The 25,939-nt window shown below is 42.2% G+C and carries 21 protein-coding genes and 1 pseudogene; 5 read left to right on the forward strand and 17 right to left on the reverse strand.

All coding sequences use genetic code 11. The annotated features are described in order from the left end of the window. Nucleotides 1-305: 305 nt before the first annotated feature. Nucleotides 306-3,387: pseudogene (locus tag UN64_RS17295) on the reverse strand (efflux RND transporter permease subunit). A 94-nt stretch (nucleotides 3,388-3,481) separates the two neighbouring features. Between UN64_RS17295 and UN64_RS17300 the strand changes: the two are divergent. Next, nucleotides 3,482-4,315, forward strand: coding sequence for a TetR/AcrR family transcriptional regulator (locus UN64_RS17300; RefSeq protein ID WP_077365102.1), 834 nt, complete (start codon nucleotides 3,482-3,484; stop codon nucleotides 4,313-4,315). Nucleotides 4,316-4,488: 173 nt separating this feature from the next. On the opposite strand, the gene gatB is transcribed toward UN64_RS17300, so the two are convergent. The 10 genes from gatB to pcrB form a co-directional block, all read right to left on the reverse strand. Next, nucleotides 4,489-5,919, reverse strand: coding sequence for an Asp-tRNA(Asn)/Glu-tRNA(Gln) amidotransferase subunit GatB (gene gatB, locus UN64_RS17305; RefSeq protein ID WP_077365105.1), 1,431 nt, complete (start codon nucleotides 5,917-5,919; stop codon nucleotides 4,489-4,491). A 12-nt stretch (nucleotides 5,920-5,931) separates the two neighbouring features. Then, complete coding sequence (gene gatA / locus UN64_RS17310; RefSeq protein ID WP_077365107.1) at nucleotides 5,932-7,389, reverse strand: Asp-tRNA(Asn)/Glu-tRNA(Gln) amidotransferase subunit GatA; 1,458 nt, start codon at nucleotides 7,387-7,389, stop codon at nucleotides 5,932-5,934. A 15-nt stretch (nucleotides 7,390-7,404) separates the two neighbouring features. Beyond that, a complete protein-coding gene (gene gatC / locus UN64_RS17315; RefSeq protein ID WP_077365110.1) occupies nucleotides 7,405-7,695 on the reverse strand; it encodes an Asp-tRNA(Asn)/Glu-tRNA(Gln) amidotransferase subunit GatC in 291 nt (96 codons plus the stop codon). Nucleotides 7,696-7,965: 270 nt separating this feature from the next. After that, on the reverse strand, nucleotides 7,966-8,220 hold the full coding sequence (locus UN64_RS17320) for a YciI family protein (RefSeq protein WP_077365113.1): 255 nt from the start codon (nucleotides 8,218-8,220) through the stop codon (nucleotides 7,966-7,968). Between the two features lie 85 nt (nucleotides 8,221-8,305). Beyond that, nucleotides 8,306-8,662 (reverse strand): DUF3905 domain-containing protein, encoded by a 357-nt coding sequence (locus tag UN64_RS17325; protein ID WP_077365115.1) that lies wholly within the window; start codon nucleotides 8,660-8,662, stop codon nucleotides 8,306-8,308. A 173-nt stretch (nucleotides 8,663-8,835) separates the two neighbouring features. Then, complete coding sequence (gene pruA / locus UN64_RS17330; RefSeq protein ID WP_077365118.1) at nucleotides 8,836-10,383, reverse strand: L-glutamate gamma-semialdehyde dehydrogenase; 1,548 nt, start codon at nucleotides 10,381-10,383, stop codon at nucleotides 8,836-8,838. Nucleotides 10,384-10,907: 524 nt separating this feature from the next. Beyond that, nucleotides 10,908-12,119: a CamS family sex pheromone protein gene (locus UN64_RS17335; RefSeq protein WP_077365121.1), complete on the reverse strand. Its 1,212-nt coding sequence runs from the start codon at nucleotides 12,117-12,119 to the stop codon at nucleotides 10,908-10,910. Nucleotides 12,120-12,160: 41 nt separating this feature from the next. Continuing rightward, the gene (gene ligA / locus UN64_RS17340) at nucleotides 12,161-14,167 is read right to left on the reverse strand and encodes an NAD-dependent DNA ligase LigA (RefSeq protein ID WP_077365124.1); all 2,007 of its coding nucleotides are present in this window, start codon (nucleotides 14,165-14,167) and stop codon (nucleotides 12,161-12,163) included. 21 nt (nucleotides 14,168-14,188) lie between these two features. Continuing rightward, a complete protein-coding gene (gene pcrA / locus UN64_RS17345; protein ID WP_077365224.1) occupies nucleotides 14,189-16,432 on the reverse strand; it encodes a DNA helicase PcrA in 2,244 nt (747 codons plus the stop codon). A gap of 66 nt (nucleotides 16,433-16,498) precedes the next feature. Beyond that, complete coding sequence (pcrB, locus tag UN64_RS17350; RefSeq protein ID WP_077365127.1) at nucleotides 16,499-17,191, reverse strand: heptaprenylglyceryl phosphate synthase; 693 nt, start codon at nucleotides 17,189-17,191, stop codon at nucleotides 16,499-16,501. A gap of 383 nt (nucleotides 17,192-17,574) precedes the next feature. On the opposite strand from pcrB, the gene UN64_RS17355 reads away from it, so the two are divergent. Then, the gene (locus UN64_RS17355) at nucleotides 17,575-18,108 is read left to right on the forward strand and encodes a GNAT family N-acetyltransferase (protein ID WP_077365227.1); all 534 of its coding nucleotides are present in this window, start codon (nucleotides 17,575-17,577) and stop codon (nucleotides 18,106-18,108) included. A 67-nt stretch (nucleotides 18,109-18,175) separates the two neighbouring features. Here UN64_RS17355 and UN64_RS17360 read toward each other — a convergent pair whose 3' ends face one another. The 5 genes from UN64_RS17360 to UN64_RS17380 form a co-directional block, all read right to left on the reverse strand. Further along, the gene (locus UN64_RS17360; RefSeq protein WP_066285774.1) at nucleotides 18,176-18,364 is read right to left on the reverse strand and encodes a hypothetical protein; all 189 of its coding nucleotides are present in this window, start codon (nucleotides 18,362-18,364) and stop codon (nucleotides 18,176-18,178) included. Between the two features lie 158 nt (nucleotides 18,365-18,522). Then, nucleotides 18,523-19,326 carry a metal-dependent hydrolase gene (locus UN64_RS17365; RefSeq protein WP_077365129.1) on the reverse strand — a complete coding sequence of 268 codons (804 nt, stop codon included), beginning with the start codon at nucleotides 19,324-19,326 and terminating at the stop codon, nucleotides 18,523-18,525. Nucleotides 19,327-19,600: 274 nt separating this feature from the next. Continuing rightward, nucleotides 19,601-19,906: a YerC/YecD family TrpR-related protein gene (locus UN64_RS17370; RefSeq protein ID WP_066285765.1), complete on the reverse strand. Its 306-nt coding sequence runs from the start codon at nucleotides 19,904-19,906 to the stop codon at nucleotides 19,601-19,603. 20 nt (nucleotides 19,907-19,926) lie between these two features. After that, complete coding sequence (locus tag UN64_RS17375; protein WP_139343190.1) at nucleotides 19,927-20,958, reverse strand: DUF3048 domain-containing protein; 1,032 nt, start codon at nucleotides 20,956-20,958, stop codon at nucleotides 19,927-19,929. Nucleotides 20,959-21,005: 47 nt separating this feature from the next. Then, complete coding sequence (locus UN64_RS17380; RefSeq protein ID WP_077365135.1) at nucleotides 21,006-22,754, reverse strand: adenine deaminase C-terminal domain-containing protein; 1,749 nt, start codon at nucleotides 22,752-22,754, stop codon at nucleotides 21,006-21,008. A 91-nt stretch (nucleotides 22,755-22,845) separates the two neighbouring features. Between UN64_RS17380 and UN64_RS17385 the strand changes: the two genes are divergently transcribed. From UN64_RS17385 to UN64_RS21510, 3 genes are read left to right on the forward strand one after another with little or no spacing between them, the layout of a single operon-like run. Next, nucleotides 22,846-23,106, forward strand: a complete 261-nt coding sequence (locus UN64_RS17385; protein ID WP_066285761.1) for a YgaP family membrane protein — start codon at nucleotides 22,846-22,848, stop codon at nucleotides 23,104-23,106. A 17-nt stretch (nucleotides 23,107-23,123) separates the two neighbouring features. Next, nucleotides 23,124-24,395 (forward strand): MFS transporter, encoded by a 1,272-nt coding sequence (locus UN64_RS17390; RefSeq protein ID WP_171978958.1) that lies wholly within the window; start codon nucleotides 23,124-23,126, stop codon nucleotides 24,393-24,395. Nucleotides 24,396-24,449: 54 nt separating this feature from the next. Further along, nucleotides 24,450-24,554, forward strand: coding sequence for an EYxxD motif small membrane protein (locus UN64_RS21510; protein ID WP_369073186.1), 105 nt, complete (start codon nucleotides 24,450-24,452; stop codon nucleotides 24,552-24,554). Here UN64_RS21510 and purD read toward each other — a convergent pair. After that, nucleotides 24,532-25,800 (reverse strand): phosphoribosylamine--glycine ligase, encoded by a 1,269-nt coding sequence (gene purD / locus UN64_RS17395; RefSeq protein WP_077365140.1) that lies wholly within the window; start codon nucleotides 25,798-25,800, stop codon nucleotides 24,532-24,534. The two genes, UN64_RS21510 and purD, sit on opposite strands and share 23 nt — an antisense overlap. Nucleotides 25,801-25,939: the final 139 nt, after the last annotated feature.

Raw genomic sequence — 25,939 nt, forward strand, 5'->3', positions numbered from 1 at the left:
AGATTGTTGTTCTCGATTATTTTTCATCTTCATTGACAAGTTGACTGGAGTGCAAGGTGCGAGACTCCTCGAAAATGAAAAATCACATTTTCTTCGTGCGATGTAACGCTGCCGAAGCTTTCCTTGTCCTGCGGGACGAGTGTGACAGGTGAGACTCCTAAAAGCGCAAACCGCTAGGAGGCTCACCGCATGCCCCCCGGAAAGCGAGCATCCTGGAACGGAAGTCAATCACTTCCAAAAAGCCTTCTTTCCTATAAAAAAGCCCTGCAGGATGACACATAGATCATCTCGCAGGGCTAAACCATTTAGTTTTCTACTACTTCTTTACGATTTTTCTTAAAGATCTTCGACAATACTTCATATACGATTGGTACGATAATCAAAGTCAATAACGTGGAACTTGTTAATCCACCGATTACAGTGATACCAAGACCTTTCGAGATAAGACCGCCTCCGCCTGATCCAACCGCTAATGGAATTAATGCTCCGATTGTTGCGATAGCTGTCATAAGGATGGGACGAAGACGTGTTGCTCCCGCCTCGAGAATCGCTTCACGCATACTCATTCCAGCACGCTCCATATGAATGATGCGGTCTACTAAAACGATAGCGTTCGTAACAACAATACCGATCAGCATCAATAGTCCCATCATGACAGATACAGAGATTGTTTCGCCTGCGATTAATAATCCGACAAATGAACCAATAACTGCAAATGGCAGTGAGAACAGGATCGCAAATGGTGCGACACCTTCACGGAATGTTACGACAAGAATGAAGTATACGATCGCAATTGCCGCAAGCATTGCTGCTCCAAGCTGTGTAAATGTTTCTGTCATATCTGCCTGTACTCCTGCTACCCCAACGGTAACGCCTTTAGGCATATCCAGCATATCGATATCTTTTTGAACTTCAGATGTTGCTTTAGAAATATCATCGCCTATTACTTTACCTGAAACCGTTGCGTAGTACTCCCCTTTGCTTCGGGCAAGTGTATTAAGCGTTGTTCCTTCTTCAACTTTTACAAGCTCAGATAACGGCATAGTCGTACCAAGCGCTGTTGGTACTTGTCGTGCCAAGATATCATCAACAGATTTAGGCTGTTTCGTTTGTTCCTGCTGAACGATAACGTCTAGCGTGTCACCTTCTTTTTCAATCGTTGTTAATACATCATCCCCTTTTGCAGGATTCAGCATCATCACAATCTGACCTGTTGTTAGTCCATATTTCAGCAGTTCATTTTGATCAACATTAAATGTGTGTTCAACAAACGCATCCTTTGCGCTTGAAGAAACGTCTTCTAAGTGGTCATTCTTCTTCATAACGTCTTCTGCCATTTTTACAGCTTTATTGAGCTTATTTAGATCTTCACTGTAAAACGTATAACTGACTTCATTTTCTGCTCCTGACATCGAAGAGAAGTTCTGACTCTTCCATTCTCCTGATTGGCCGATGTCTGCTACATAGTCTTCTATATCTTCACGTACTTCCGGGAAGTTCTCCATCTCCGGGTCAAAGATCAAGTACATTAATGCACCGCCTGCTCCGCCAGCCATAGCCATCATCGGATCGGCGTTTTCCGTTACAGAGATTTGAACGATGTCGATATAGTCACGCTTCAGCATTTCTTCTTCTAATTCTTCAACGTTTGCCAGTGTTTCTTCCTTAAGTTCACCAGCTTCTGGTGTATATGTTAAATACATTACTTTGTCTTCTTCGCTGCCCATGAAGCTGAAACCGATTATTGGCGTTAACGCTAAGCTTCCTGCTAATAAAATGACAGCTAATAGTGAAGTGATAATTTTATGATTAAGAGATTTGTTAAGGATCCCTTTGTACCAATTTGATAACTTACCAGCTTCTTTATGGCTTCCTTCTGTCTTTTCACTGTATAGCTTCTTTTTGAACAAAAAGTGGGATAATGCAGGTACGATTGTAATAGCTACAATCAGTGAAGCTCCGAGCGCAAATGTCATCGTTAAGGCGAAAGGCGCAAACAGCTCTCCAACCATTCCCCCTACAAAGATAAGCGGCGCAAATACTGCAACGGTTACCAGTGTTGATGATAGGATCGGCTTGAACATTTCAATTGTTGCTTCGCGAATTAACGCACGCCCATTTAGCTTTTCTTCTTTTAAATGCAAGCGCCGGTAAATATTTTCAACTACCACGATGGAGTCATCGATTACACGGCCGATTGCTACCGTGATAGCTCCAAGCGTCATAATGTTCAGTGTGATATCCATCCAGTTAAGCAGCAATAAAGCCATGAAAATCGAAACTGGAATCGAAATGATTGAAATAACCGTTGATTTAAAATCACGCAAGAATAATAGGATTATTAATACCGCGATTAATCCGCCAAATACTGCTTTTTCAATCATGGTTGTTACGGATTCTTCTATCGGTTTGCCTTGGTCCAGAGAAACATCAATAACTAGACCATCTATTTTTGATTTTTCTTCTTTAATTAACTTTTTGACACTGTCCACAACATCAACAGTGTTTGCTTGCTGTTCTTTAACAATCTGGATCGCGATAGCGTTATCTCCATTTGTACGGGAAACTGATTCTACTTTTCCGACCGTTTTGATATCTGTGATTTCACTTAGCTTTACAAATGGGGTTGGATTTTGTTCAGATGGTGTGACTGGGATCATCATGTTCTTCAGTTCTTCTGTAGTCACGAACTTACCGTCAACTGCTACTGCTTCTTCACCCTCTTCAAACTCATAAAGTCCTAAAGAGACTGCCATGTTGCTTGCCTGAATCATTTCTTTTACTTTATCTTCTGTTAAGCCAAACTCAGACATTTTGGCTTTGTTATAAGTAAGGTCTACTTCTTCAATATGCTGACCTGTAATTTTAGCTGATGCAACTCCATCAATCTTCTCGATCTTTGGAAGAATAATCTCTTCTACCGTTGAAGTTAATTCCACGATATCTTCTTTCGTACTGCTGACACTAAGTGCAGCAACTGGCATCATGTTCATGCTGATTGCTGTAACTGTTGGCTCTTGTGCTGCTTCTGGCAGGTTAACTGTATCTAAGGCAGACTGTAATTCACGTTTTGCCTCACCCATATCTATGCCATATTCATATTCCACTTGAATGTTTGACATATTCGAATAAGAATTTGAATAAACAGCTTTTACATCTTCAAGGCCTTCAACTGCTTTTTCTATCGGCATGGACACATCTTCCATAACCTTCTCTGGAGTCGCTCCAGGATAAACGTCCATAACCATTAAATAAGGAATCGAAACGTCCGGAATCGTCTCCATATTCATTCGTGTCCCTGAAAAAAATACCTGAAACTGTTATAATAATGGTAAGCAGCCATACGGCTAATTTATTCATCAGGACAAAATTAACTAAACCTTTCATTAGTCCACCAACCCCTAATTGACTTATCAAACTCAATTACTTATACTAATGACTGATTGGTCATTTGTCAACAAATTATCTTAGGAGCGATGAAATGAGTAAAAAACAATTAATTATGGAAAGTGCTTTAGAACTTTTTGCAAAACAAGGTTTTGAAGCCACTTCTGTACAGCAGATAACCGAACATGCCGGTATTTCCAAAGGTGCTTTTTACTTATCTTTCAAGTCAAAAGACGAATTGATCATTGGGCTGATCGATCATTTTATGCAGGAATTCATCTCGGATATTGACCATGTAGTCAAAAATCACAATGAAGATAAAAATCTATTAAACGAATTTTATAAATCAGCGTTTCATTCCTTTCAAAAGCATTCTGATTTCGCCAAAATTTTTATTAAAGAGCAATCGCAAACCGTTAACGAAGATCTCATTTCTAAAATGCATCATTACGATAAACAAATCGATAAGATTATTTTAGAGATGCTGGAGCGTTTATACGGCGAAGAAGTCAGATATACAAAATACGATCTGATTTATTGTACGAAAGGCTTCATCCATACCTATTCACATCTATTTTTATTCTTTAACGTACCACTGGATCTGAATTTATTAAGTCAGTCACTTGCAGAAAAGACCTACTTGCTTGCCAGACATTCTGAGACAACTTTTATATCAGAAGAGCTTTACCAATCGTTTAATGAGATGCCGGAAGAAAAAGTTACAAAAGAGCAGATCATCGAAATCATTGAACAAAAAATAGAAGAAGTTGATGAGTCAACTGAGTGTGAGTCCTTAGTTCTGCTAAAACAGCACATTCAAGAACCAAACCTCAGTCCTGTAATCGTAAAAGGGCTGCTGTCAAACCTCAAAGACCACCCTAAATGTAAGCAGATTTCTTATTTACTTCGGAATTATCTGGAGTTATAGACGAAAAAAATCCTCCTGTAATAGGAGGATTTTTATTTTAAGATCTTAGGTTGTTCTCTAAATTCTTCATTATTGGAGTGCAAGGTGCGAGACTCCTGCAGGCTCACCGCACACCCTGCGGAAAGGGAGAACCTGGAACGGAAATCAACTCTTTCTACGAAAACTTCCTTGCTTTATCTCTTTTTAAGTTCTTCCACAATCAGCTTATTTACAAGCGGAGGATTTGCTTTTCCTTTTGTTTCTTTCATCACTTGCCCGACTAGGAATCCAACAGCTTTTTCTTTTCCGTCTTTATAGTCAGCTACAGATTGCTCGTTGGCATCCAAAATCTTTACGACGATTTCCCGGATAGCACCTTCATCTGAGATCTGCACGAGACCTTTTTCTTTCACGATCTGTTCAGCATCGCCGCCGTTTTCAACCAACTCTTTGAAAACCGTCTTGGCGATTTTATTAGAAATCGTTCCGTTCTCAATCAGTTTAATCATACCGGCAAGACCTTTTGCCGTTAAGGCGGTTTGATGCAGTTCTCTGCCTTCGTTGTTCAAGTATGCGCTCACTTCTCCCATGATCCAGTTAGATGCTTGTTTCGCATCAGCACCTGCTGTAATCGTTCCTTCAAAGAAATCAGCCATCTCTTTTGTCATCGTGAGAACTTTAGCATCGTATTCAGGAAGTCCGAATTCGCCAACATAACGTTTCTGGCGCGCATCCGGAAGTTCTGGAATCTCTGACTTCACCCGGTCCATCCACTCGTCATCAATAAAGATGGAAACAAGATCTGGTTCCGGGAAGTAGCGGTAGTCATCAGACCCTTCCTTCACTCGCATAAGAAGTGTAGTCTTTGAAGCTTCATCATAGCGGCGGGTTTCCTGAAGGATTTCTCCTCCGCCTGAAACGACTTCACGCTGGCGCTTTTCTTCGTGTTCGAGTCCTTTTTGAACGAAAGCAAATGAGTTTAAGTTCTTAAGCTCTGCTTTTGTTCCAAACTCCTCTTGGCCGACTGGACGGATAGAAATGTTAGCGTCGCAGCGCAATGACCCTTCTTCCATCTTACAGTCTGAGACTCCTGTATATTGAATGATCGCTTTTAATTTTTCTAGATAGGCATATGCTTCTTCCGGCGTACGGATATCGGGTTCAGACACGATCTCAACGAGCGGCGTTCCTTGGCGGTTAAGGTCTACAAGTGAGCCGTCTGCCGTGTGCGTAAGCTTTCCTGCATCCTCTTCCATATGAATACGTGTAATGCCGATTTTCTTTTTGTTTCCGTCAACTTCAATTTCGATCCAGCCATGTTCACCGATCGGCTTATCAAACTGTGAAACTTGATAGGCTTTTGGGTTATCCGGATAAAAATAGTTTTTGCGGTCAAATTTCGTTTCACGGTTGATTTCACAATTCAGTGCAAGTGCAGCACGCATCGCAAAATCAACAGCTTGATGGTTCACAACTGGCAATACGCCTGGGTGTCCTAAACAGATCGGACATACATTCGTGTTCGGCGGCGCACCAAAGTTTGTAGAACAGCCGCAGAAAATCTTTGAGTTTGTTTTTAATTCTACGTGTACTTCTAGTCCAATTATCGTTTCAAATTCGCTCATTCTCTGCACCCCCTACAGCTTCGGCTTCGCTTTGTGATGTTCTGTTGCCTGTTCAAATGCGTGAGCAACCTTATAAATTGTCGCTTCGTCAAAATGCTTCCCGATGATTTGAACTCCAATCGGCAGCCCGTCTGAGAATCCGCATGGCACTGAAATGGCAGGCACACCAGCCAAGTTCACCGGAATTGTTAGAATATCGTTCATGTACATCGTTAACGGATCTTTCGTCATCGCTCCGCACTTGAATGAAGCAGATGGTGTTGTTGGTCCGATGATCACATCGTATTTTTCAAAGATTTTTGTAAAATCTTCTTTAATCAGCGTACGGACTTTTTGCGCTTTTTTGTAATACGCATCATAATAGCCTGAGCTCAACGCAAATGTACCAAGCATGATGCGGCGTTTGACTTCCTCACCAAAACCTTCGCTGCGGGACTGCTTGTACATATCAATCAGGTTGTTGCTGTTGTCTGAACGAAGTCCATAGCGAACACCGTCAAAACGGGAAAGGTTCGCTGACGCTTCAGAAGAAGACAGCAGATAGTATGTTGCAAGCGCATATCGTGAATGCGGAAGAGATACTTCTTCCCACGTTGCGCCTAATCCTTCAAGTACCTTCAGAGCTTCCATAACGCGCTCTTTTACGCCAGGTTCTACACCTGCACCGAGGTATTCTTTTGGAACTCCAATTTTCAATCCTTTTACTTCCCCTGTTAAAGAAGCCAGGTAATCAGGGATATCTACTTTTGCAGACGTGGAATCCATTGGGTCGTTTCCTGCAATCGCCTGCAGCAAGTATGCATTATCTTCAACGCTTGTTGTAATCGGTCCAATTTGGTCAAGAGAGGACGCAAAGGCTACAAGACCGTAACGGGATACAAGGCCATATGTAGGCTTCAGTCCCACTACGCCACAGAAAGCAGCCGGCTGACGGATGGATCCGCCTGTATCTGAGCCCAGCGAGAAAAGAACTTCTCCTGCTGAAACAGCCGCAGCTGACGCACCTGATGATCCGCCTGGTACACAGGAAAGATCCCACGGGTTATGCGTCGGGTGGAATCCTGAGTTTTCATTTGATGACCCCATCGCAAACTCGTCCATGTTTAATTTACCGACTGTGACCGTGTCTGCTGCAGTTAAACGTTCAACAACTGTCGCATCATAGATCGGTTCGAAATTTTCTAGAATTCTTGATGCACATGTCGTGCGGATCCCTTTTGTAACGATGTTATCCTTAATCCCGATCGGCATGCCAAATAGCAGTCCTCTATCAGCACCGGAAACTAGCCTCTCATCTAATTGTTTTGCCTTAATGCGGCTATATTCTTCATTTAATGTTAAAAAAGCTCTTACTTTATCGTCAACTTGATGAATCCGGTCAAACGTAGCATTCACAATATCAGTTACACTTAATTCTTTTGTATGTAATAACTGATGCAGTTCTGAAATCTTTTTATCTAAAATCGACATACGTGGTCTTTCCTCCTACTCCAAAATGTTCGGAACTTTAAACTGGCCGTCCTTTTGTGCGGGTGCATTTTTCATGGCTTCATCAACTGAAACAGAATTTCGCACCTCATCTTCACGAAGTATATTCTTCAGCTCCAGTACGTGTGTAGTCGGCTCCACGTTATCTGTGTCGAGTTCATTTAACTCTTCTGCAAACCCGATAATTTTATCTAACTGCTCAGTCAGCATTTCGGCTTCTTCATCCGTAACCGCTAATCTGGCTAAATGCGCTACGTGTTTCACTTGATCTTTCGAAATTCGAGACAAACCTGACACCTCCAAGACTTCTTATACCAAAGTATTATTCTGATGATAACAAAAAGCTTGGTGTATAGGCAACTTGAGAAGAGAAGATTCGTGTGATTAAGTGTAAATAGAGAGAAATTAGGTCTTTTTTGGGTAGAATAAGGTCTAATTTATAAAAATTAAGTCTAAATCGATGTGAATTAAGTCTTCTTTATAAAATATAGGTCTTTTGACAAAGCTCGACAAATGAAAAACCGATTCAAAACGAAATGTCTTGAATCGGCCTTATCTTTAAATACCCCACTCATGAAGTTCTAAACGGCGCACGCCTTCCTTCACGTAAGGATCTTCTTGTGCTAATTTTTGTGCTTCCTCTAGTGAATCAGCTTTATAGACGACCATACCTCCTAAGCCATCGACGAAAGGCCCTTTAAGATGCACCTTATCCTGTTCAACCAGCTCTTGCAGGTAATCCAAGTGAGCCTGACGGTACTCCTGATTCATTTCTGGTTTTTCCATATGTAAAATTGCTGCGAAGAATGCCATGTGAATAACCTCCTTATTGATACGTTTATCTTACTATAATCCTTGTTAATTCTAAAAGAAAAACATCCGGTGTTATCCGGATGCATCAATCTTTTCCATAGCTTGAATCTTTAGTTGGATGGCGAAGCATGCCTTCTTTAGGCAGAGCCTTTTTTTCGATAAGATCACGGTTCATGTTCGTGTTCCAGCCAATATCGTTCGTCGGATGCACCCATTCATCTCCTGCCATTACTTCAGGGTCTGTGTCAGTACTCCAATTATTAAGAGGTGAATTTTCTGAATCGTAAAAGCTGTCTCCAATCACTACACCATGCTCATTTACGAATGGCGCCTGCATCTTCATACCCGTCTCTTTAAAATCTGGGGAGCTGATCTGATGCGGCATCGTTTCATCCAGATCGACTTCAGGCAGATTCTTCTTTTGCTCTTTATCCTTTGACATCCACTGCACCTGCTTCCATTTCGTTATACGATTAACTTCTCCTGAACCGAGGAGGATAATCCATTTTTATTCACGATTGGGTGAAGACAAATCATTTTTTAAAAAGGCTTATATATGAAATTTCCCCAAATAAAAAGCCTTTTCTCAAATGAGAAAAAGCTTTTTATTTTTTATTAAAGTGTTTCTGAAGTTGTTTTTGCTTGCATGTGAAGGGTCAGGTAGTCTGGTCCGCCTGCTTTTGAGTCAGTTCCAGACATGTTGAATCCGCCAAATGGCTGGTATCCAACGATCGCACCTGTACATCCGCGGTTGATGTAGAAGTTTCCTACGTGGAACTCTTCACGCGCGCGTTCGATGTGCTCACGGTTGTTTGAAAGAAGTGCACCAGTCAGACCGTATTCTGTGTTGTTTGCGATTTCCATCATGTGATCGAAGTCACGTGCTTTACATACCGCTACAACTGGTCCGAAGATTTCTTCTTGCATCAAGCGAGCTTTTTCATCCACATCAGCAAAGATTGTTGGCTGGATGAAGTAACCTTTAGAGTCGTCGCCTTCTCCACCAGTCATTAGACGGCCTTCTTCTTTACCGATTTCGATGTACTTCATGATTTTGTTATAAGAAGCCTGGTCAATTACCGGCCCCATGTATGTTCCAACTTCTTCAGGGTTGCCCATAGTTAAAGTCTTAGTAAGAGCTACAGCTTTTTCTAAAACTTCATCATAAACGTCTTGGTGGATGACTGCACGAGATCCAGCAGAACACTTTTGTCCAGAGAATCCGAATGCAGAGTAAACGATTGAGCTTGCTGCTAATTCAAGATCAGCATCACGGTCAACAACAACTGTGTCTTTTCCGCCCATTTCAGCGATTACACGCTTTAACCAGATTTGGCCAGGGTGTACTTTCGCTGCACGCTCATAGATACGACAGCCTACTTCACGAGAACCTGTAAATGATACGAAACGAGTTTTCGGGTGGTCTACGAGGTAGTCACCGATTTCTGCACCGCTTCCAGGAACGTAGTTAAGTACGCCTGCAGGAAGTCCTGCTTCTTCCATTACTTGAACGAACATTGCTGCGATAATTGGAGTTGAGTTCGCTGGCTTCAACAATACTGTGTTACCAGAAACGAACGCAGCTGCTGCAGTACCCGCCATGATCGCAAACGGGAAGTTAAATGGAGAGATAACAATACCTACTCCAAGTGGAATGTAGTTAAATTTATTGATTTCGCCATCACGGCTTACAACTGGCTGACCAGCTTTAAGCTTGATCGCTTGGCGAGCATAGTATTCTAAAAAGTCGATAGCTTCAGCTGTATCAGCGTCTGCTTCTTTCCATGGCTTACCTGCTTCTTTAGTAAGCATAGCGGAGAATTCATATTTACGGCGGCGGATGATCGCTGCTGCACGGAACAAGATGTTCGCGCGGTGTTCAGGATCCCACTTTTTCCAAGATTCGAAAGCCGTTAATGCAGCTTGCATTGCTTGCTCAGCATGATCTTGAGTCGCTTTTGAAACAGATCCAATCACTTCTTCTTTGTTAGCTGGATTTATAGAAACAATCTTTTCATCTGTTGTGATTTTCTCACTGCCGATAACAAGCGGAAACTCTTGTCCAAGCTTTGAATTGATAACCTTCAAGCCTGCTTCATAAGCTTCCTTGTTTGCAGGAACTGAAAAATCCATAAATGGTTCATGACGGTATTCACGTGTCATAATAAATTCCCCTCCTAATAAAGCGTTTTCAAAATTGGTTTTCCCACCGTTCATTCTACATGAACATAGCGATTTGTTCAAACAAACAGAAATAGTCAGAATTCTTTATTTTTCAAGGATTTACCGCTGTAATGCATGTTCTTTCTTTAGGATGAATGAATAGTACCTATAAGGCTATTTTAGTTATAAAATTCTGGTAAAAAGACGAATAAATATACTTTTTATGATCCTACTAAACGAGAAGATGCTGAGGAAAACTGTTTTTACGGTACGTGTTCTTTTATTTATTACACGTTCGCTCAGATTGTTTGAGTTTCGCTCAAAAATTCATACTTTCGCTCAAGATAGGTCGAGTTTCGCTCAGAATGCTCATGCTACGCTCAAACCACCTCTATTTTCGCTCAAGCGAACCTACTCTATGTTTAAATTGTACTAATAACGCATTCAGATCTAAAAAAAACAAAAAGCTGACGTTAAAGAGCACATATCATGCCCTTTAATGTCAGCTTTTCCTAAAAATCACTTTATTTCCGATAAATATGAACAAATGGTTCTTCTTGTGTTGTATCGTCTTTTACGATTAGTGCCTCTGGCTGGTCAACTGCGGAACCGATGTACACTTCGATCGGCACATTCGGCAGTTCGCCGAGTGCTGATGTGGCGACGAACTGAGTGAAAGAGATGATCTCCGCTTTTCCTCTGAACTGTACAGGAATTTCGATCGTCATTCGCTCTAAGTTGCCGTCTTTATAGAACCCTTTTCCGATTACACCAATAAAATTTGGGAAGTATTCCTGAACTTTGGCTTTGAAAGTTGTAAACTTCTCATAATCACTTCGCTTCTTTTTTGAAGCTGTATCTGATGGGAACAACAGATAATCTTCATCGATGTTTTCCCACGAACTGATCGAGTTGCTTCCTTTCTTCACGACTCCAGCAGAAAAGAAGTTCCCTGGCGTTACCGAATCACGTTCTTCTTCTTGATAAAGTGCAATGACGATAGGTACATCTTGAAGTTTAGGATTCTGACGCAAACGGCTTGCCACTTGCCCAGCAATCTTTTGTGCTTCTTTTTGAACTTTCCCACGATCCAGCTTCACTTCGCCTGGATAGATCAAGCTATCTTTTTTAACGTCAAAATAATAAGTTGAGTTAAAAGACAAACCAACTACCACGCCGCCAAGCTTCACCTTTCCATCTCCGCTTTGAACAAGATAGTTGTGCTCTAGAACATAGGAAAGGTATTTCGGGTTATTCTTATTGGCCTCTTGCAGTTTTTTTACATAATCCGGATCACTTTCATCGACTTTGGCACCCAGTTTCGGGTTTAAACCAGTCTGATCTAGATCACTTTTGCTCTTCCCTGGCTTTTCATCTTCTCTTCTCAGCCAGTTAGTCACAGTAGGCTCGTTTAAGAACTGGCCTTCCTGGAAAAAGTATTTATCAGTATTAAACGTATCTTGAGCTACTCGCATCAAACCCATTTCGAACTCGTTAATATCTAGGCGGTTGTCTACGCCATAACGGATAACACCGCGTGCTCCGCCAGGCTCAAACGGAAAAATACTTCTGTAATACTTTTCCCCAGTATTGATTTCCCCAGTGATGATCGCTTTTTCTTCTTTCTTCCCCTTTTCCTGCACAACCTTTTCTTCTTTTTCCAGCTCATCGTCACCTAGACAGCCAGTCAAAACGAGTAAAAGGCTTAAGAAAAGGAGTCCAACCCGTTTAATCATTACGGACACTCCTCTAATAGTTGGTTAGCTCTCGCCAATCTTTATTTGTTTAGCTCATCAACCAATTGCTGTTCATCCCAGACATCGATGCCAAGCTTTTTCGCCTTATCAAGCTTAGATCCAGCATCTTCTCCGGCTATCAGCATATCTGTATTTTTACTCACGCTTCCGGTTACTTTTGCCCCTAAGCGCTCCAATTTTTCTTTTGCTTCATTACGGGTTAAAATGGACAGCTTTCCAGTCAGGACAACGGTCTTCCCTGCAAACGGCGTGTCCAGATCCTCAACTTTAATAAGCTTTGGTCCTTTGTATGTCATGTTCACACCAAGGCTCTGCAGTTCTTCCATCAGCTCTTTAACTTCAGGCTTCGAGAAGTACAGTTGGATAGAATCAGCCATCTTTTCACCAATTTCTTCTACTTCTAAAAGTTCATCTTTCGTAGCTGCCATCAAGGTTTCTATCTTTTCGAAGCGCTGTGCGATCGTTTTAGCCGCTTTTGCTCCTACATGACGGATCCCGAGTCCGAAAAGGAGACGCTCTAATGAGTTTTCTTTTGATTTCTCGATCGCTGCAAGCAGGTTGTCTGCAGATTTTTCACCCATACGTTCTAATTCTAACAGTTTATCACGCTCAAGCTTATATAAATCTGCAACATTATCAATCAGTTTTTCTTTAAAAAGCTGAGCGACTACCTTTTCACCAAGTCCATCGATGTTCATCGCATTTCTGGATACAAAATGAATGAAGCCTTCACGGATCTGTGCCGGACATTGCGGATTTAAGCAGCGTAGTGCCACTTCACCGTCCAAACGCTCGAGCTTGCTTTCACACTCCGGGCATTCTGTTGGCATGTTAAAATCCGTCTCGTCTCCCGTTCTGCGCTCAGTTATGACGTTAACGACCTCAGGGATAATGTCTCCCGCTTTTTTCACAACAACATAGTCACCAATTTTAATATCTTTTTCGCGAATCAGATCTTCATTATGTAATGAAGCGCGTTTGACTGTCGTTCCTGCTACTAAAACAGGCTGAAGTAATGCGGTTGGCGTAACAACACCAGTACGGCCGACGTTAAGCTCGATTCCTTCAAGCTTTGTCACTACTTCCTCAGCTGGAAACTTGTATGCGATCGCCCAGCGTGGATTTTTCGCGGTGAAACCTAATTCTTCTTGCTGATATAACGAGTTAACTTTAATAACGATGCCATCAATTTCATACGGAAGATCTGGACGTTTCTCCTGCCAGCCGTTCACATACTCAATCACTTCATCGATGTTACCGCATTTTTTCCACTCCGGATTCGTTTTGAAACCTAGGTGGCTCAAATACGTTAAGCTCTCATCATGAGAATCTACCGATTGGCCTTCCAGCTTGCCAACTCCGTATAGGAAGATGTCCAGGTTTCGGCTAGCTGCGATTTTCGGATCAAGCTGACGCAATGACCCTGCTGCTGCGTTCCTTGGATTAGCAAAAAGCTCCTGCCCTTCCTCTTCACGGTGAGCATTAAGCTTCTGAAATGACTTCTTCGGCATGAACGCTTCTCCGCGCACTTCGAGCATGACAGGATCTTTCAGCTTAAATGGAATGGAACGAATTGTTTTTAAATTGTTCGTAATATCCTCGCCGATTGTGCCGTCGCCGCGGGTAGCACCGCGAATAAATCTCCCATCCTCATAAAGGAGAGAAACCGCAAGTCCATCTATCTTAAGCTCGGCAACATAAGTAACGTTATCGCCGACACCATCGCGCACACGGCGGTCAAAATCCCGAAGGTCTTGATCGTTGAATGCATTTCCAAGGCTAAGCATTGGAACAGTGTGCTCAACTTTTTCAAAAAAGTCCAAAATAGCACCGCCTACACGGGATGTAGGCGAATGCTCGTCATGGAGTTCAGGATGATTATTCTCAAGTTCGATCAGCTCTTTCATAAGCTGGTCATATTCAGCATCAGGTACAGACGGTTTGTCCAGTACATGATATTCGTAATTGTATTTTTCTAAAAGCTCCCGGAGCTCCAGGATTCGGTTCTTTGCGTGTTCTTCGTTCAACCCGTTCCACTCCTTCTTTTCTTACTCTTTTTCGATCGGGGCAAATTTAGCAAGCAGTCTTTTCACACCAACAGGCTGCGGGAATGCGATATCCAGTTCCAGTGAATCGCCTTCACCGCGCATACTTACTACTGTTCCCGTTTCCCATTTACGGTGTTTGACTTTGTCGCCTACTCTCCAATCCAGTTTTTCCCCGCCAGAAGATTGATAGACAGGTGTAACGGTTTTCTTTTTCGGACTCATGAATGAAGGAGTCGATCCACCACCGGAACGAGCCGAAGCACTCCAAGGAACAGACGGCTTTTCTTTTACTTCTGTTTCAATTAAATCAGCAGGAATCTCAGCGATAAACCGTGATTCCGGGTTCGTAGTTGTACGTCCATAAAGTGTACGCATTCTCGCGTTTGTTAAGAAAAGCTCCTCTTCAGCACGTGTAATTCCTACGTATGCAAGACGGCGTTCTTCTTCCATTTCGTTCTCTTCAAAAAGAGCACGGCTATGCGGGAATACTCCTTCTTCAAGTCCCATCAGGAATACAATAGGGAACTCCAGACCTTTTGCAGAGTGAAGCGTCATAAGAACAACATATTCTTTCGGTCTATCTTCTTTTTCAGCCTCTTCATCCAGCTTATCTATATCCGCAACAAGAGCAAGGTCAGTAAGGAAAGCGATCAGTGACTTGTCATCCTGCTTTTTTTCAAAGTCCTGTGTAACGGAAATAAATTCATCAATGTTCTCTAAACGGCTTTGTGCTTCGATCGTTTTCTCAGCTTTTAAAGCTTCCCGGTAACCCGTTTTGCTCAATACTTCTTCTGTGAGCTCAGTAACAGAAAGGAATTCCTGCTGGCGTGTCCAGTTTGTAATAAAGTCTGTGAACTCTTTTAAACTGTTTATTGCGCGAGCGCTAAGTCCGATCTGTTCTACTTCTAAAAGTGCCTGATACATCGACAAATCATTTGCAGCCGCATATTGAGCGACTTTATCTAATGAAGACGCACCAATCCCTCGTTTCGGAACATTCACGATTCGAGTCAGGGATATATCATCATCAGGGTTAGAGATCAGACGAAGGTATGCAAGGATGTCCTTAATCTCTTTTCTGTCATAGAACTTCGTGCCGCCGACAATGTTGTAAGGAATGTTAGATTTTATTAAAACTTCCTCTATTACACGCGACTGTGCATTTGTTCTGTAAAGAATCGCAATATCGTTGTAAGACCGTTTGCCGGATGCTACAGCTTCACGAATCTTTCCTGTTACGTAATAGCTTTCACCTTGCTCGTCGTCACCTTGATAGTAGGTGATGCTGGCTCCATCGGTATTATCTGTCCAAAGGTTCTTCGGCTTGCGGTTCATGTTGTTTTCAATGACTTTGTTTGCAGCTTGAAGAATTTTTTTCGTAGAACGATAGTTTTGTTCGAGCAAAATAACTTCTGCATCGTTGTAATCTTTTTCAAAAGAAAGGATGTTTGCAATATCCGCTCCGCGCCAGCCATAGATCGACTGATCGGAATCTCCGACAACACAAAGGTTGCGGAAACGGTCAGCAAGCATTTTGACAAGCATGTATTGTGCACGGTTCGTATCCTGATACTCATCGACGTGGATGTATTGGAACTTACGCTGATAAAACTCAAGTACCTCAGGAACTTTCGCAAACAGTTGGATCGTCGTCATGATAAGATCATCAAAATCAAGCGCCTGGTTCTTTCTTAAGCGCTTTTCATAGTTTTCATAAACCTCTTGAACGACACCTTCAAAATGGCCGTTTGCAACCTTCGCAAAGTCAGATGCTGTTTTCAGTTCATTTTTTAAAGATGAAATCGAACTTAAGATGCCGCGCGGTTCGTATTTCTTCGGATCGTAGTTTAAATCTTTAAGGATTGCTTTTACAACCGACAATTGATCTGTCGCATCTAAAATCGTAAAGTTACGGTTGATTCCGATACGGTCGATGTCACGGCGTAAAATACGTACGCACATGGAGTGGAACGTTGATATCCAGATCTGTTCCGCTACAGGGCCCGTAATCTTCGCTACCCTTTCCTTCATCTCTCTTGCTGCTTTATTCGTAAAGGTGATCGCCAGGATGTTCCATGGCGCCACTTCTTTTTCCATCATTAAATATGCGATGCGGTGTGTCAGCACACGCGTCTTACCGCTTCCCGCTCCCGCCATTAACAGCAATGGCCCGTCTGTATGTTTTACCGCTGCTTTTTGCTCAGGGTTAAGCCCCGTTAACAGCTTTTCAATCATTTGATGCATACTCATTATTCATTCACCGCCCGAACATATATTCTCATTTAATTTTCGCTTATTTTGCTGTTTTTTTCAAGTTCTATCCTTAACCGCTTTTACTGTTTCGATGGCAGCTTTCAGATCGTCATACACGATGTTTCCGACTACAACCGTATCAGCAAATTCCGCCATTTCACTTGCCTGTGCTGCAGATGTGATTCCGCCTCCATAATAAAAGACTGTATTCTCAAGTACGCCTTTTACCTGTTTAACGATATTCACATCGCCATAAGCCCCGCTGTATTCCAAATAAAAGATAGGGAGCTTAAACATTTTTTCCGCCATACGGGCATATGCTACAACATCATCTGCCGTTAGATCTGCATTAGCATTCGAACGCTCAGCCGCCGTACAATCGGGATTTAAGATGCAATACCCTTCCGTAATAATCTCTTCCCAATTCATAATGTCGCCGTACTCTTTTAAGGCTTCGTGATGCAATCCTGTTATGAAGTTTGCATCCTTCGCATTTAAAACGGTCGGAATATAGTAAAAATCAAATCCGGGTGTAAGGGATTCAATGTTTGAAACTTCAAGTACACAAGGAACTGCAAACCTGCGGATTCGTGACATAAGATCGAGTGTGTTATCAAGCGTTACCCCTTCAGATCCGCCGACGAAGACAGCATCTGTACCACTTTCGCAAATCATCTCAAGGTCGCTGTCGCTGATCTCTTTATCTGGGTCAAGCTTAAACACATGCTTCCATTCTCTATAATCAAACATGGTGTTCTTCCTTTCATGAATAAAGGCTGTATTCTGAAAAAATGCTACCTGAACATTTGGTTCTTCATTGACAGTTGATTGGAGTGCAAGGTGCGAGACTCCTACGGGACGAGTGTGACAGGTGAGACTCCTAACGGCGCAAAGCGGCAGGAGGCTCACCGCACGCCCCGTGGAAAGCGAGCAACCTGGAACGGAAATCAACCACTTCCAAAAGCAGCAAAGTTTACGAAAACAGCTTTAATAAAACAACCCGTGCCTGCTTTTATAACAGGCCGTTTTCTGTACTTCTGCATTATATCAAAAATCAAGTTCTCACTCTATGATTCATCATGTGGAAAGATTGTGAAGTTCATACTTCAGTTTGGGGAGGATTGCCTGTGCTCATGTGGCAAATTGACGACGAAATCATGCTGAAACAAGCAGACTTGAAAGAATCCGAATCTATTTTTATGCTGCTCGAGCATTCGCGCGAGCATCTTGGACCATGGATCGGATGGGTGGATTACACACAATCAAACGGAGAAATGAAACAATTTATCAAAACGGTTAATAAAAAGATGAAAGAACAAACAGATGTTGTTCTGTTTATTTGGTATCGTGGCCAAGCTGCAGGATCCGTCGCTTTATATGATATCAAGTGGCATAATCAGTCGGGAATGCTAGGGTACTGGGTTGGCGCTGGATTTGAAGGACATGGCATTGCACAGCGGGCTGTACGGGGGATGCTTATGTACGCGTTCTATACGCTGATGCTGAACCGTGTGGAATTAAGGGCAGCTGTTCAAAATGAAAAAAGCATCAAACTCGCACGCCGGCTTGGCTTTCAGGCAGAAGGCATCGTCCGGCAAGCAGAATGGATACGCGGAGAATGCCGCGACCAGGTTCAGATGAGCTTGATGAAGGGTGAGTTTAAATAAGCAGGAAGAATTTATAAAAATAAAAAAAGCATTGACCACATTCCTTTGGTTAATGCTTTTTTAATAATTACTTATCCTTTTTTTCTTCTTGCATTTCGCTCTTATCATCATCTTGATCTAGTTCATCGTTCTGTTCAGAAGGTTCTTCGCTTGGATCTGGTTCTTGCTCATCTTGGCTTGGATCTGAACATCCGAATAGAAGACTAAGTGAAAGTACTGCCGAAAGTGAACCGAGTACGATTTTCTTTAGTTTCATGTTGTGTCCTCCTTTCGTCTTATCAATATTTGTATTTTGTATATTATTTGATTTTTTATTCAGCGTACGGTGCTCTGGGTTAACCAAAAAAAGGCTCATCTGAAGGGTTTAAATCCCTTTTGATGTTAGCCTTTTTTTATACCTTTTACATAATCCGCTTAAATTTTTATCTTAGAATCTTGAATATTAAATTCCTTCTCTTCTCCATATCCAATCACAATTACTTCAGTTTTTGGATAGTTCTTTAGTTCAGCAGCGAGATCCTGGTCTTTGTCCATCATCGTATCTATTATAGGAAAAGCTTTTAACAGTGCTTCTAAAACCTCTGGGGAAGAAGCTTTTTCCTTTGTCGGGAAGGTATGACTAGGAATGACATATTCAACATTCAGCAAGTTCTTAACCGCATATGCTGCTTCTTTCGGACCCATCGTAAAATGACCAGAAGACGAAAGTATGGCAATCGTCGGTTCAAAAACATCTTGGATAAGTTTCATGTCCGACATAATCGCCGTGTCACCTGAATGGTAGAGCGTATGGTCGTTATCGAAGTTAAAGATGTAGCCTGCTGCTTCACCAGCATAAATCGGCGTTCCCTCTGTTTCGCCGTAACTCGATGTATGTTTTGCTTGTACCATAGTGGCTTTAACATCCTCTAAATGAATGCTTCCGCCTAAGTTAATCGGATAGACATTTTTTACGCCCTTCTGTAAAAGGATCATCGCTATTTCATATTGTGCCACTACTAAACAATCAGGATGTGAATTAAGAAGCTTTTGCAAACCGCTTGTATGATCAAAATGACCATGTGTCAGAAACACCGCGTCTATCGATTTCATAAACTCTTCTGTCTGATATTGTGCGGGACAGCCTGGATTCATGTCAAAAAACGGATCAATCAAGTAATTTTTACCCACTTTACTCGTTAAAACATACATGGCGTGACCTAAGCGCAATACTTTCATCTTTTACCTCCTGAAAATAAGTATCGAAACACCCTAATATATTCCAGTCAAGGGATGTAAATGTTTATTCGGAGGCGTTTTTTATTCTCCTTCTCGGAATCCCACGTTAAATGAATTATTTCCTGGCTTAATTTGAATAATCCTACGAAAAACGGCATTAATCCCACGTTAATTTAAATTTAACCACGAATCGACACCCCGCAACAAAATCCACCGCCACGCCACTAAGTTTTCCAAACAAAAAAACCTGCCGCAGCAGGTTTTTCCTCATTATTTATTTCGCTTCTTCCTCTTCATGAACGCGGTCGAGGACCATCGCATATGCGTCGTTCCCGAAGTTCAGACAGCGCTTCACACGCGAAATTGTCGCTGTGCTTGCACCCGTTTCGTTCTCGATCTTGTGATATGTCTTACCTTCACGAAGCATGCGCGCCACTTCAAGTCTTTGTGCGAGTGACTGAATCTCGTTCATCGTACAAAGGTCGTCAAAGAAACGATAGCATTCTTCCATATCCTTAAGCGAAAGAACAGATTCAAAAAGCTGATCCAGCGCTTTTCCACGTAGTTTATCAATTTGCATGAAACATGCACTCCTTTTTTCTATTGCATCTTTACTGAATTCTTCATACCGCTAGGCACGATGTTGATCCAGGTTTTGCCCGGTATGAACGCTCCGCCGTCCGGAACGATTCTGCCATTCTCGTTTTTCCACGAGATTTTCTGAGCAACACCATTTTGAATCAAAATCGCATCTCCGCCTGAAGTTAGATTGATTTCGCGTCTGCCGGCATCATCGATAACCCGGTGAGCTGCCTCTACGATAAATACATTGCTCACTGAGATTGGAGTTTCAGTTTCCCTATCTATTGTCGGTTCATTGTTGCTGCTTCTAGCGTACGTTTTCTTTTTCTCGGAGTACGTAAATCCTACTGTTTCTCCGCGGCCATAATCAACCGTAACGACTTTGGCTGGTTCGCCTTCAATATTTACGGAACTCGATTTTGTCAGAAATGGGAGCATATCCAGATCGTCTGTTTGATCTGCTCCAACTTTATCCATTCCTTTTAAAATATTTTCCGAGGTGATGTAAGAGTTGTGAGGCGCCTTTCTGAAATCAGCTCGGTTAAAAAGGCTGCCATCGTAGTCCATGCCGTTCAGATGATCGATCGTACCGCTATATAGAATTTCTTTCGCTTCTGGACTGTATCCATGTGCAATATACAGGGCGTGGTATCCGCGGGAAAGCTCAATATAGTAGTCTCTCGCACTGCGGACTGGTCCGACTGTTTCCGGCATCTCGCTCTGGAAGATTGCCAGAAAACGAGTAAGTTCTCCCTCAGCTAATACTTCGTACACAATATCGGCTTTATGAAGTCCTGATTGAGGTCTTGCTTTCCAGTGGTTGTTCACCATTACCGCTACCGCACGCTGATCGACCTCGTCGTTCGTCCCAATACCAGTAAGTGGATAGACAGAAGTAAAGGTTTCTTCCTTTTTCTTATCTTTCTTCTTATCGGAAGCTTCGGCTTTATCAACCTTGCCGTCTTCTAACACCTTATCTTTTGCGTCTTTACATGCAGACAGCGTAAATACAAGGATCATAGACATCAAAATCACGTACCACTTTTTCATTGGGCTCACTACCTTTGTATCATTATTTTGCCCAATCCTTTTCTATATTAACGCATAATCGAAGGAAAGAGTAACCCTTTCTTTTTAACATCGTAAATGCCTCTTTGCGTAATGCGGATATATGGCAAGTGTGTTGAAGAAAAGAATAGAAGAGAATAGATCGGATCTTCATATTGATAGCCCCGGTCTCTAAGCGCTCTCGTCAGGGCTTTTTCTTCCTCTATTAGTTTTTCTACAGCAAGATTCGACATTCCTCCCGCTAAAGGAAGATTTATCTCAGCTATCACTTTGCCTTTTTCGGTAAGTACGATACCTCCTCCTATTTCCTTTAATCGTTCAAACGCCAAAGACATATCCTTTTTGCTTTTTCCGATTATGAGAAGGTCTCCAGTATTAGAGTACGAGCTTGCAAAACCATACAAATTTTTAGCAAAGCCCTTTACGATCGTGTTGGTCCGCCACTTTCCATCTTTATCGATCAGCATCAAGAAACATTCATCCGATTCTTCGTTAATCTCTTCAGAAAAAGGATTGATCGATACATTATATGGCCGTGTGATGACACTATTGTACATTTCTATGCCGACAAGGCCAGAAAACTGAAAATCTTCATCATGCAGCTCCCAATCAATCTTTCTTGGCGAGATGCCATGGGCTTCCCAATCAAACTCAAATTCTTCGTCTTTACTTGTATCGATTCCATCCCGCTTCATCCATTTTCCTTTAGCCAAAACTGAAACAGGAAGAGGATTGTTTATATCATCTAAAATGTTTAAGTGTGCTACACGTCCTGGAGCAACCATCCCAAATAGATGTTCCATTCCGTAATATCTTGCAACGTTATACGAAACCATCATGTAGGCATCCACTGGATCTATTCCTGACTCTAATGCGATCTCAAGCATTTTATCTGTAACACCTTCCTCATAAAAAGCAGGAGTTGATCCGTCAGTCGTAAAGAAAATCCGTTCAAAGTTTGTGATTCCTTCTTCTTTCATCTGACGCAGCAGTTTAGGAAGGTCCGGACGAATTGAGGAATATCGAAGTGACACTTGAAGACCTGCATTCAGTCGGTCCATCACTTCTGTTCCTGTCATCGCTTCATGATCGCAATCTACACCAAGCAGCGTCATCGCTGTTAACGTTTTTTCTGATGCTCCCGGCAGATGCCCTTCAATCTTTTTGCCCGCTTTCTTCGTCTTCAGCATCCAGTGTAAAAGTGTGTCATCTCCGTGAAGAACCCGCGGCCAGCTCGTCAGTTCTCCTCCTTGTAATACATACGGGCTTTCGAGCAGCTTTCTTATCGATGTTTCCGAAAAATACTTCTCTTCTTCCGCTAGCTCTGTTTGTGCGTCATAACGGCACCACCAAAAGAAATTAGCAGGCATATCGTTGACGTCTTCCATAAAAGAAAGCGCTTTCGAAATATTCATTTCAAAAAGAAGCATGAAGTTATCGGCTAAAAATACAGATGTCCCGCGCTGTAATGCATATCGGGAGAGCGTCTGGGGATTATAAAGTTGAAACGGATGACAATGTGGCTCAATGTATCCCGGCACAACAAATCGGCCATCAAGATCCGTATACTCTGTACCCGTATCTTCAGCTGGCAGCTTTTCGCCTACATAGACGATACGGTCTTCTAAAATCCAGATGTTTGCCTTCGTCCATTTTTTTAGGGCGGTATTAAGGTAAGCCGCGTTTTTTAGGACAAGAGACGGTGCCATTTCACCTTGAATGACGGCCACTTGTTTGCGCATTTGTGACTTATTCCAAAACGCGATGTGTTGGTTCATGTTGGATTCACCTGTCTTCTCTGAAAATTTCGTTTTTTCAAGAATACCATAATCACCAAGCAAATTGGTAAAAATCGAAAGGAGTATCTCAATGAAACAAAATATTGGTTTAGTAAACAGCATGATTCGTATTATTGCTGGTCTGACTTTACTCTCTGTTTACACGGCTAAATTAACAAGAAAGCCTTACAAAGAGTCTTACATTCTAATGATTATGATGGCAGCCATGAAGGTTGCAGAAGGAATCGTACGTTATTGTCCGATGACTGACCTGCTTCACAAAAGCAAAGAAATGAACGATATGGATTTAGGTACGATCGCAAAAGAAGGTTCACCATTTAATCCTTCTTAAATGTTAGGGGGCATATGATGCCGACACATTCGATTATAAAAGGCAATCGGCCGCTTCTAAGTCTTTTGATCATTGTATTTATTACACATCTCGGATCCTATCTCGTTCTGCCTGTTCTGCCAATTTTATTAAAAGTAGAGACTGGGCTTACAGCTGCCCAGATCGGATTTACTCTTGCAGTGATTTCGATGTTCATGCAAACAGGGAGTGTGGTTGGAGGAATTTTAGCTGACCGTACAGGAAGACGTTTTATTATTGCGATTGGGGCGCTGATTAGGGCTGCTGGTTTAATTGGTTTTGCCTATTTCTCAACGTACTATCTTGTCTTGTTAACAGCAGCTGTCAGTGGTTTTGGTCTTGGTCTAAATGCTCCTTCAACAAAAGCTTTTATCTCTTCACTTGTAAAAGAAGACATGAGATCTACTGCGTTTTCACTTCGTGGCATTTTTGCAAATATCGGGATGGCTCTTGCAGGCTTAACGGTATTTGCTTTATTTACGGATAACTCCAGACTCATTTTTATCACTGCTGCCGTCATTTATGTAAGTGCCAGTATTATAAGCTGGTTCTTCCTGCCGGCTGGATGCGGGGACGAAAATTGCGGAGAGGTGAAGTGGAGTGAATATAAAGAGGCGCTTAAAAACATTCCGTTTCTTGTGTTTGTGATCGCTACTATCTTTGTTTGGGCACTCTACGTTCAGTTTGCACTCGTCTTGCCGCTGCGTGCCGAAAGCGTCTTAAAGAACGGTAAAGATATCAGCATCATCTGGACGATTAACAGCGTTACTGTCATTCTCGTTCAAACACTTATCACCAAAAATATCATCCGAAACATTCACCCTCTTACATCTGTCGGACTTGGCACTGTTTTTATCGGATTATCACTTGGCAGTTTGTTTTTCGCAAACACTTTATTTTTCTTTGTGTTTGCCGGTCTATTCTTTATCGTTGGCGAAATGCTGCTTATGCCTACTCTTGATACCTCTATTTCTCAGCTTGCCGCTGCACGTTTTCTTGGCATGTTCTTTGGACTGGCAAGTGTGTTTACAGGGATTGGGGAGGCGATTGGAAACTTTTTAGGCGGAAGGCTTTTCGAGCTTTCAGCAGGTGGAGAGAATGCTGCGCCTTATATCGTTTACGCCTTAGCAGGAGTAACCATATTTCTTGGCATGCAGCTATTAAGAAGGTGGCGGCCGCTTACTATTATTCAGCCTCCAAAACCAGCAGATACAGCATCACCTATTACCGATTCAGCGTCATCTCATCCAAATCCAATAAAAGAAAGCTGACTTGCCGCAGATGTCTCTTCGGTAAGTCAGCTTGATTAAAAAGGAGAAAATCTAATGAACTATGAATACTTAATGGATACTGCTTTTCTTTATATACTGCTTATTGGCGGAATCATCGCTATTTCATTTGTTTTTATTAAGAAGAGACGTGTGAAATAGCTTTATAACCGATATCTTTGCGATAGAAGGATCCTTCGCACGTAATCTTTTTCATTTCTTCATAAACTTTTCTTTGAGCATCTTCAAGTGAATGACCTTTTGAGGCAGCCAGAAGCACTCTGCCGCCATCTGTCATTAGTGCATCATCTGAGCGTTTTGTACCTGCATGAAAAACATTTGTGTCCTCATTGATTTCTTCAAGACCTTTAATAAGCTGAGGTTCAGATGATGAAACAGGATACCCGGCTGATGCAAGGACTACACCTAGAACAGATTCATCAGTCCAGTTTAACTCTGGCTTTTTGCCATCTAACAATGAGACCAGCAATTCTCCTAGATCATTTTCAAGCCTCGGTAAAATCACTTGTGTTTCTGGATCGCCAAAACGTGCATTGAACTCAATCACTTTTGGTCCTTCTTTTGTTAAAATCAGACCCGCATAAAGAATGCCTGTAAATGGTGTACCTTCCTTTTTCATTGCTGCAACAGTCGGCAGCACAATGTCATGAATCGCTTTTTGAACCGCTGCATCAGGAATTTGCGGAACAGGTGAATAAGCTCCCATGCCGCCTGTGTTTGGTCCTTCGTCACCATCATACGCACGCTTATGATCTTGTGCGATTTCCATCGGAAGGACGATTTCGTCATGTACAAATGACATTAACGAGAACTCTTCACCTTCTAAAAATTCCTCGACCACAACTTTTTCGCTAGCTGCACCAAACCGTTTGTCTACCATAAGTTCGTACAAGCCATCTTCAGCTTCTTCCAGCGTCGTTGCAACAATAACTCCCTTTCCTGCTGCAAGACCGTCCGCTTTTAACACGATAGGGGCACCTTTTTCTCTTACATAGCTGAGCGCCTGATCATAATTAGTAAACGTTTCAGAAGATGCAGTGGGTATGCCGTACTTTTGCATCAGATTTTTGGCGAAAGACTTGCTTCCTTCAATCTGTGCCGCAGCTTTTGACGGTCCGAAGATTCTAAGTCCCGCTTCTTGAAACTGATCTACGATTCCGTTTAGTAGAGGTACTTCTGGTCCAACAAACGTCAGATCGATCTCTTTTGATCTTGCAAAAGAAACAAGTTCATCAATCTCGTTTTCCTTAATCGATACATTTTCGGCTATTTTTTCAGTTCCAGGATTACCTGGTGCGGCATATACGCGTGACACACTTGGGCTATTGGCAAACTTCCAAACAAGCGCATGCTCACGTCCGCCTTTTCCGATGACAAGAACGTTCATTAGCAAATCCTCCTTTTCCTAAAAGATTGTTGCTCATGGTAAATCTTTCATTCGCTTCATTGACAAGTTGATTGGAGCGCAAGGTGCGAGACTCCTGCGGGACGAGTGGGACAGGTGAGACCCCTAAAAGCGCGTAGCG

It is taken from the genome of Fictibacillus arsenicus, assembly GCF_001999465.1.
Classification (GTDB): domain Bacteria; phylum Bacillota; class Bacilli; order Bacillales; family Fictibacillaceae; genus Fictibacillus; species Fictibacillus arsenicus.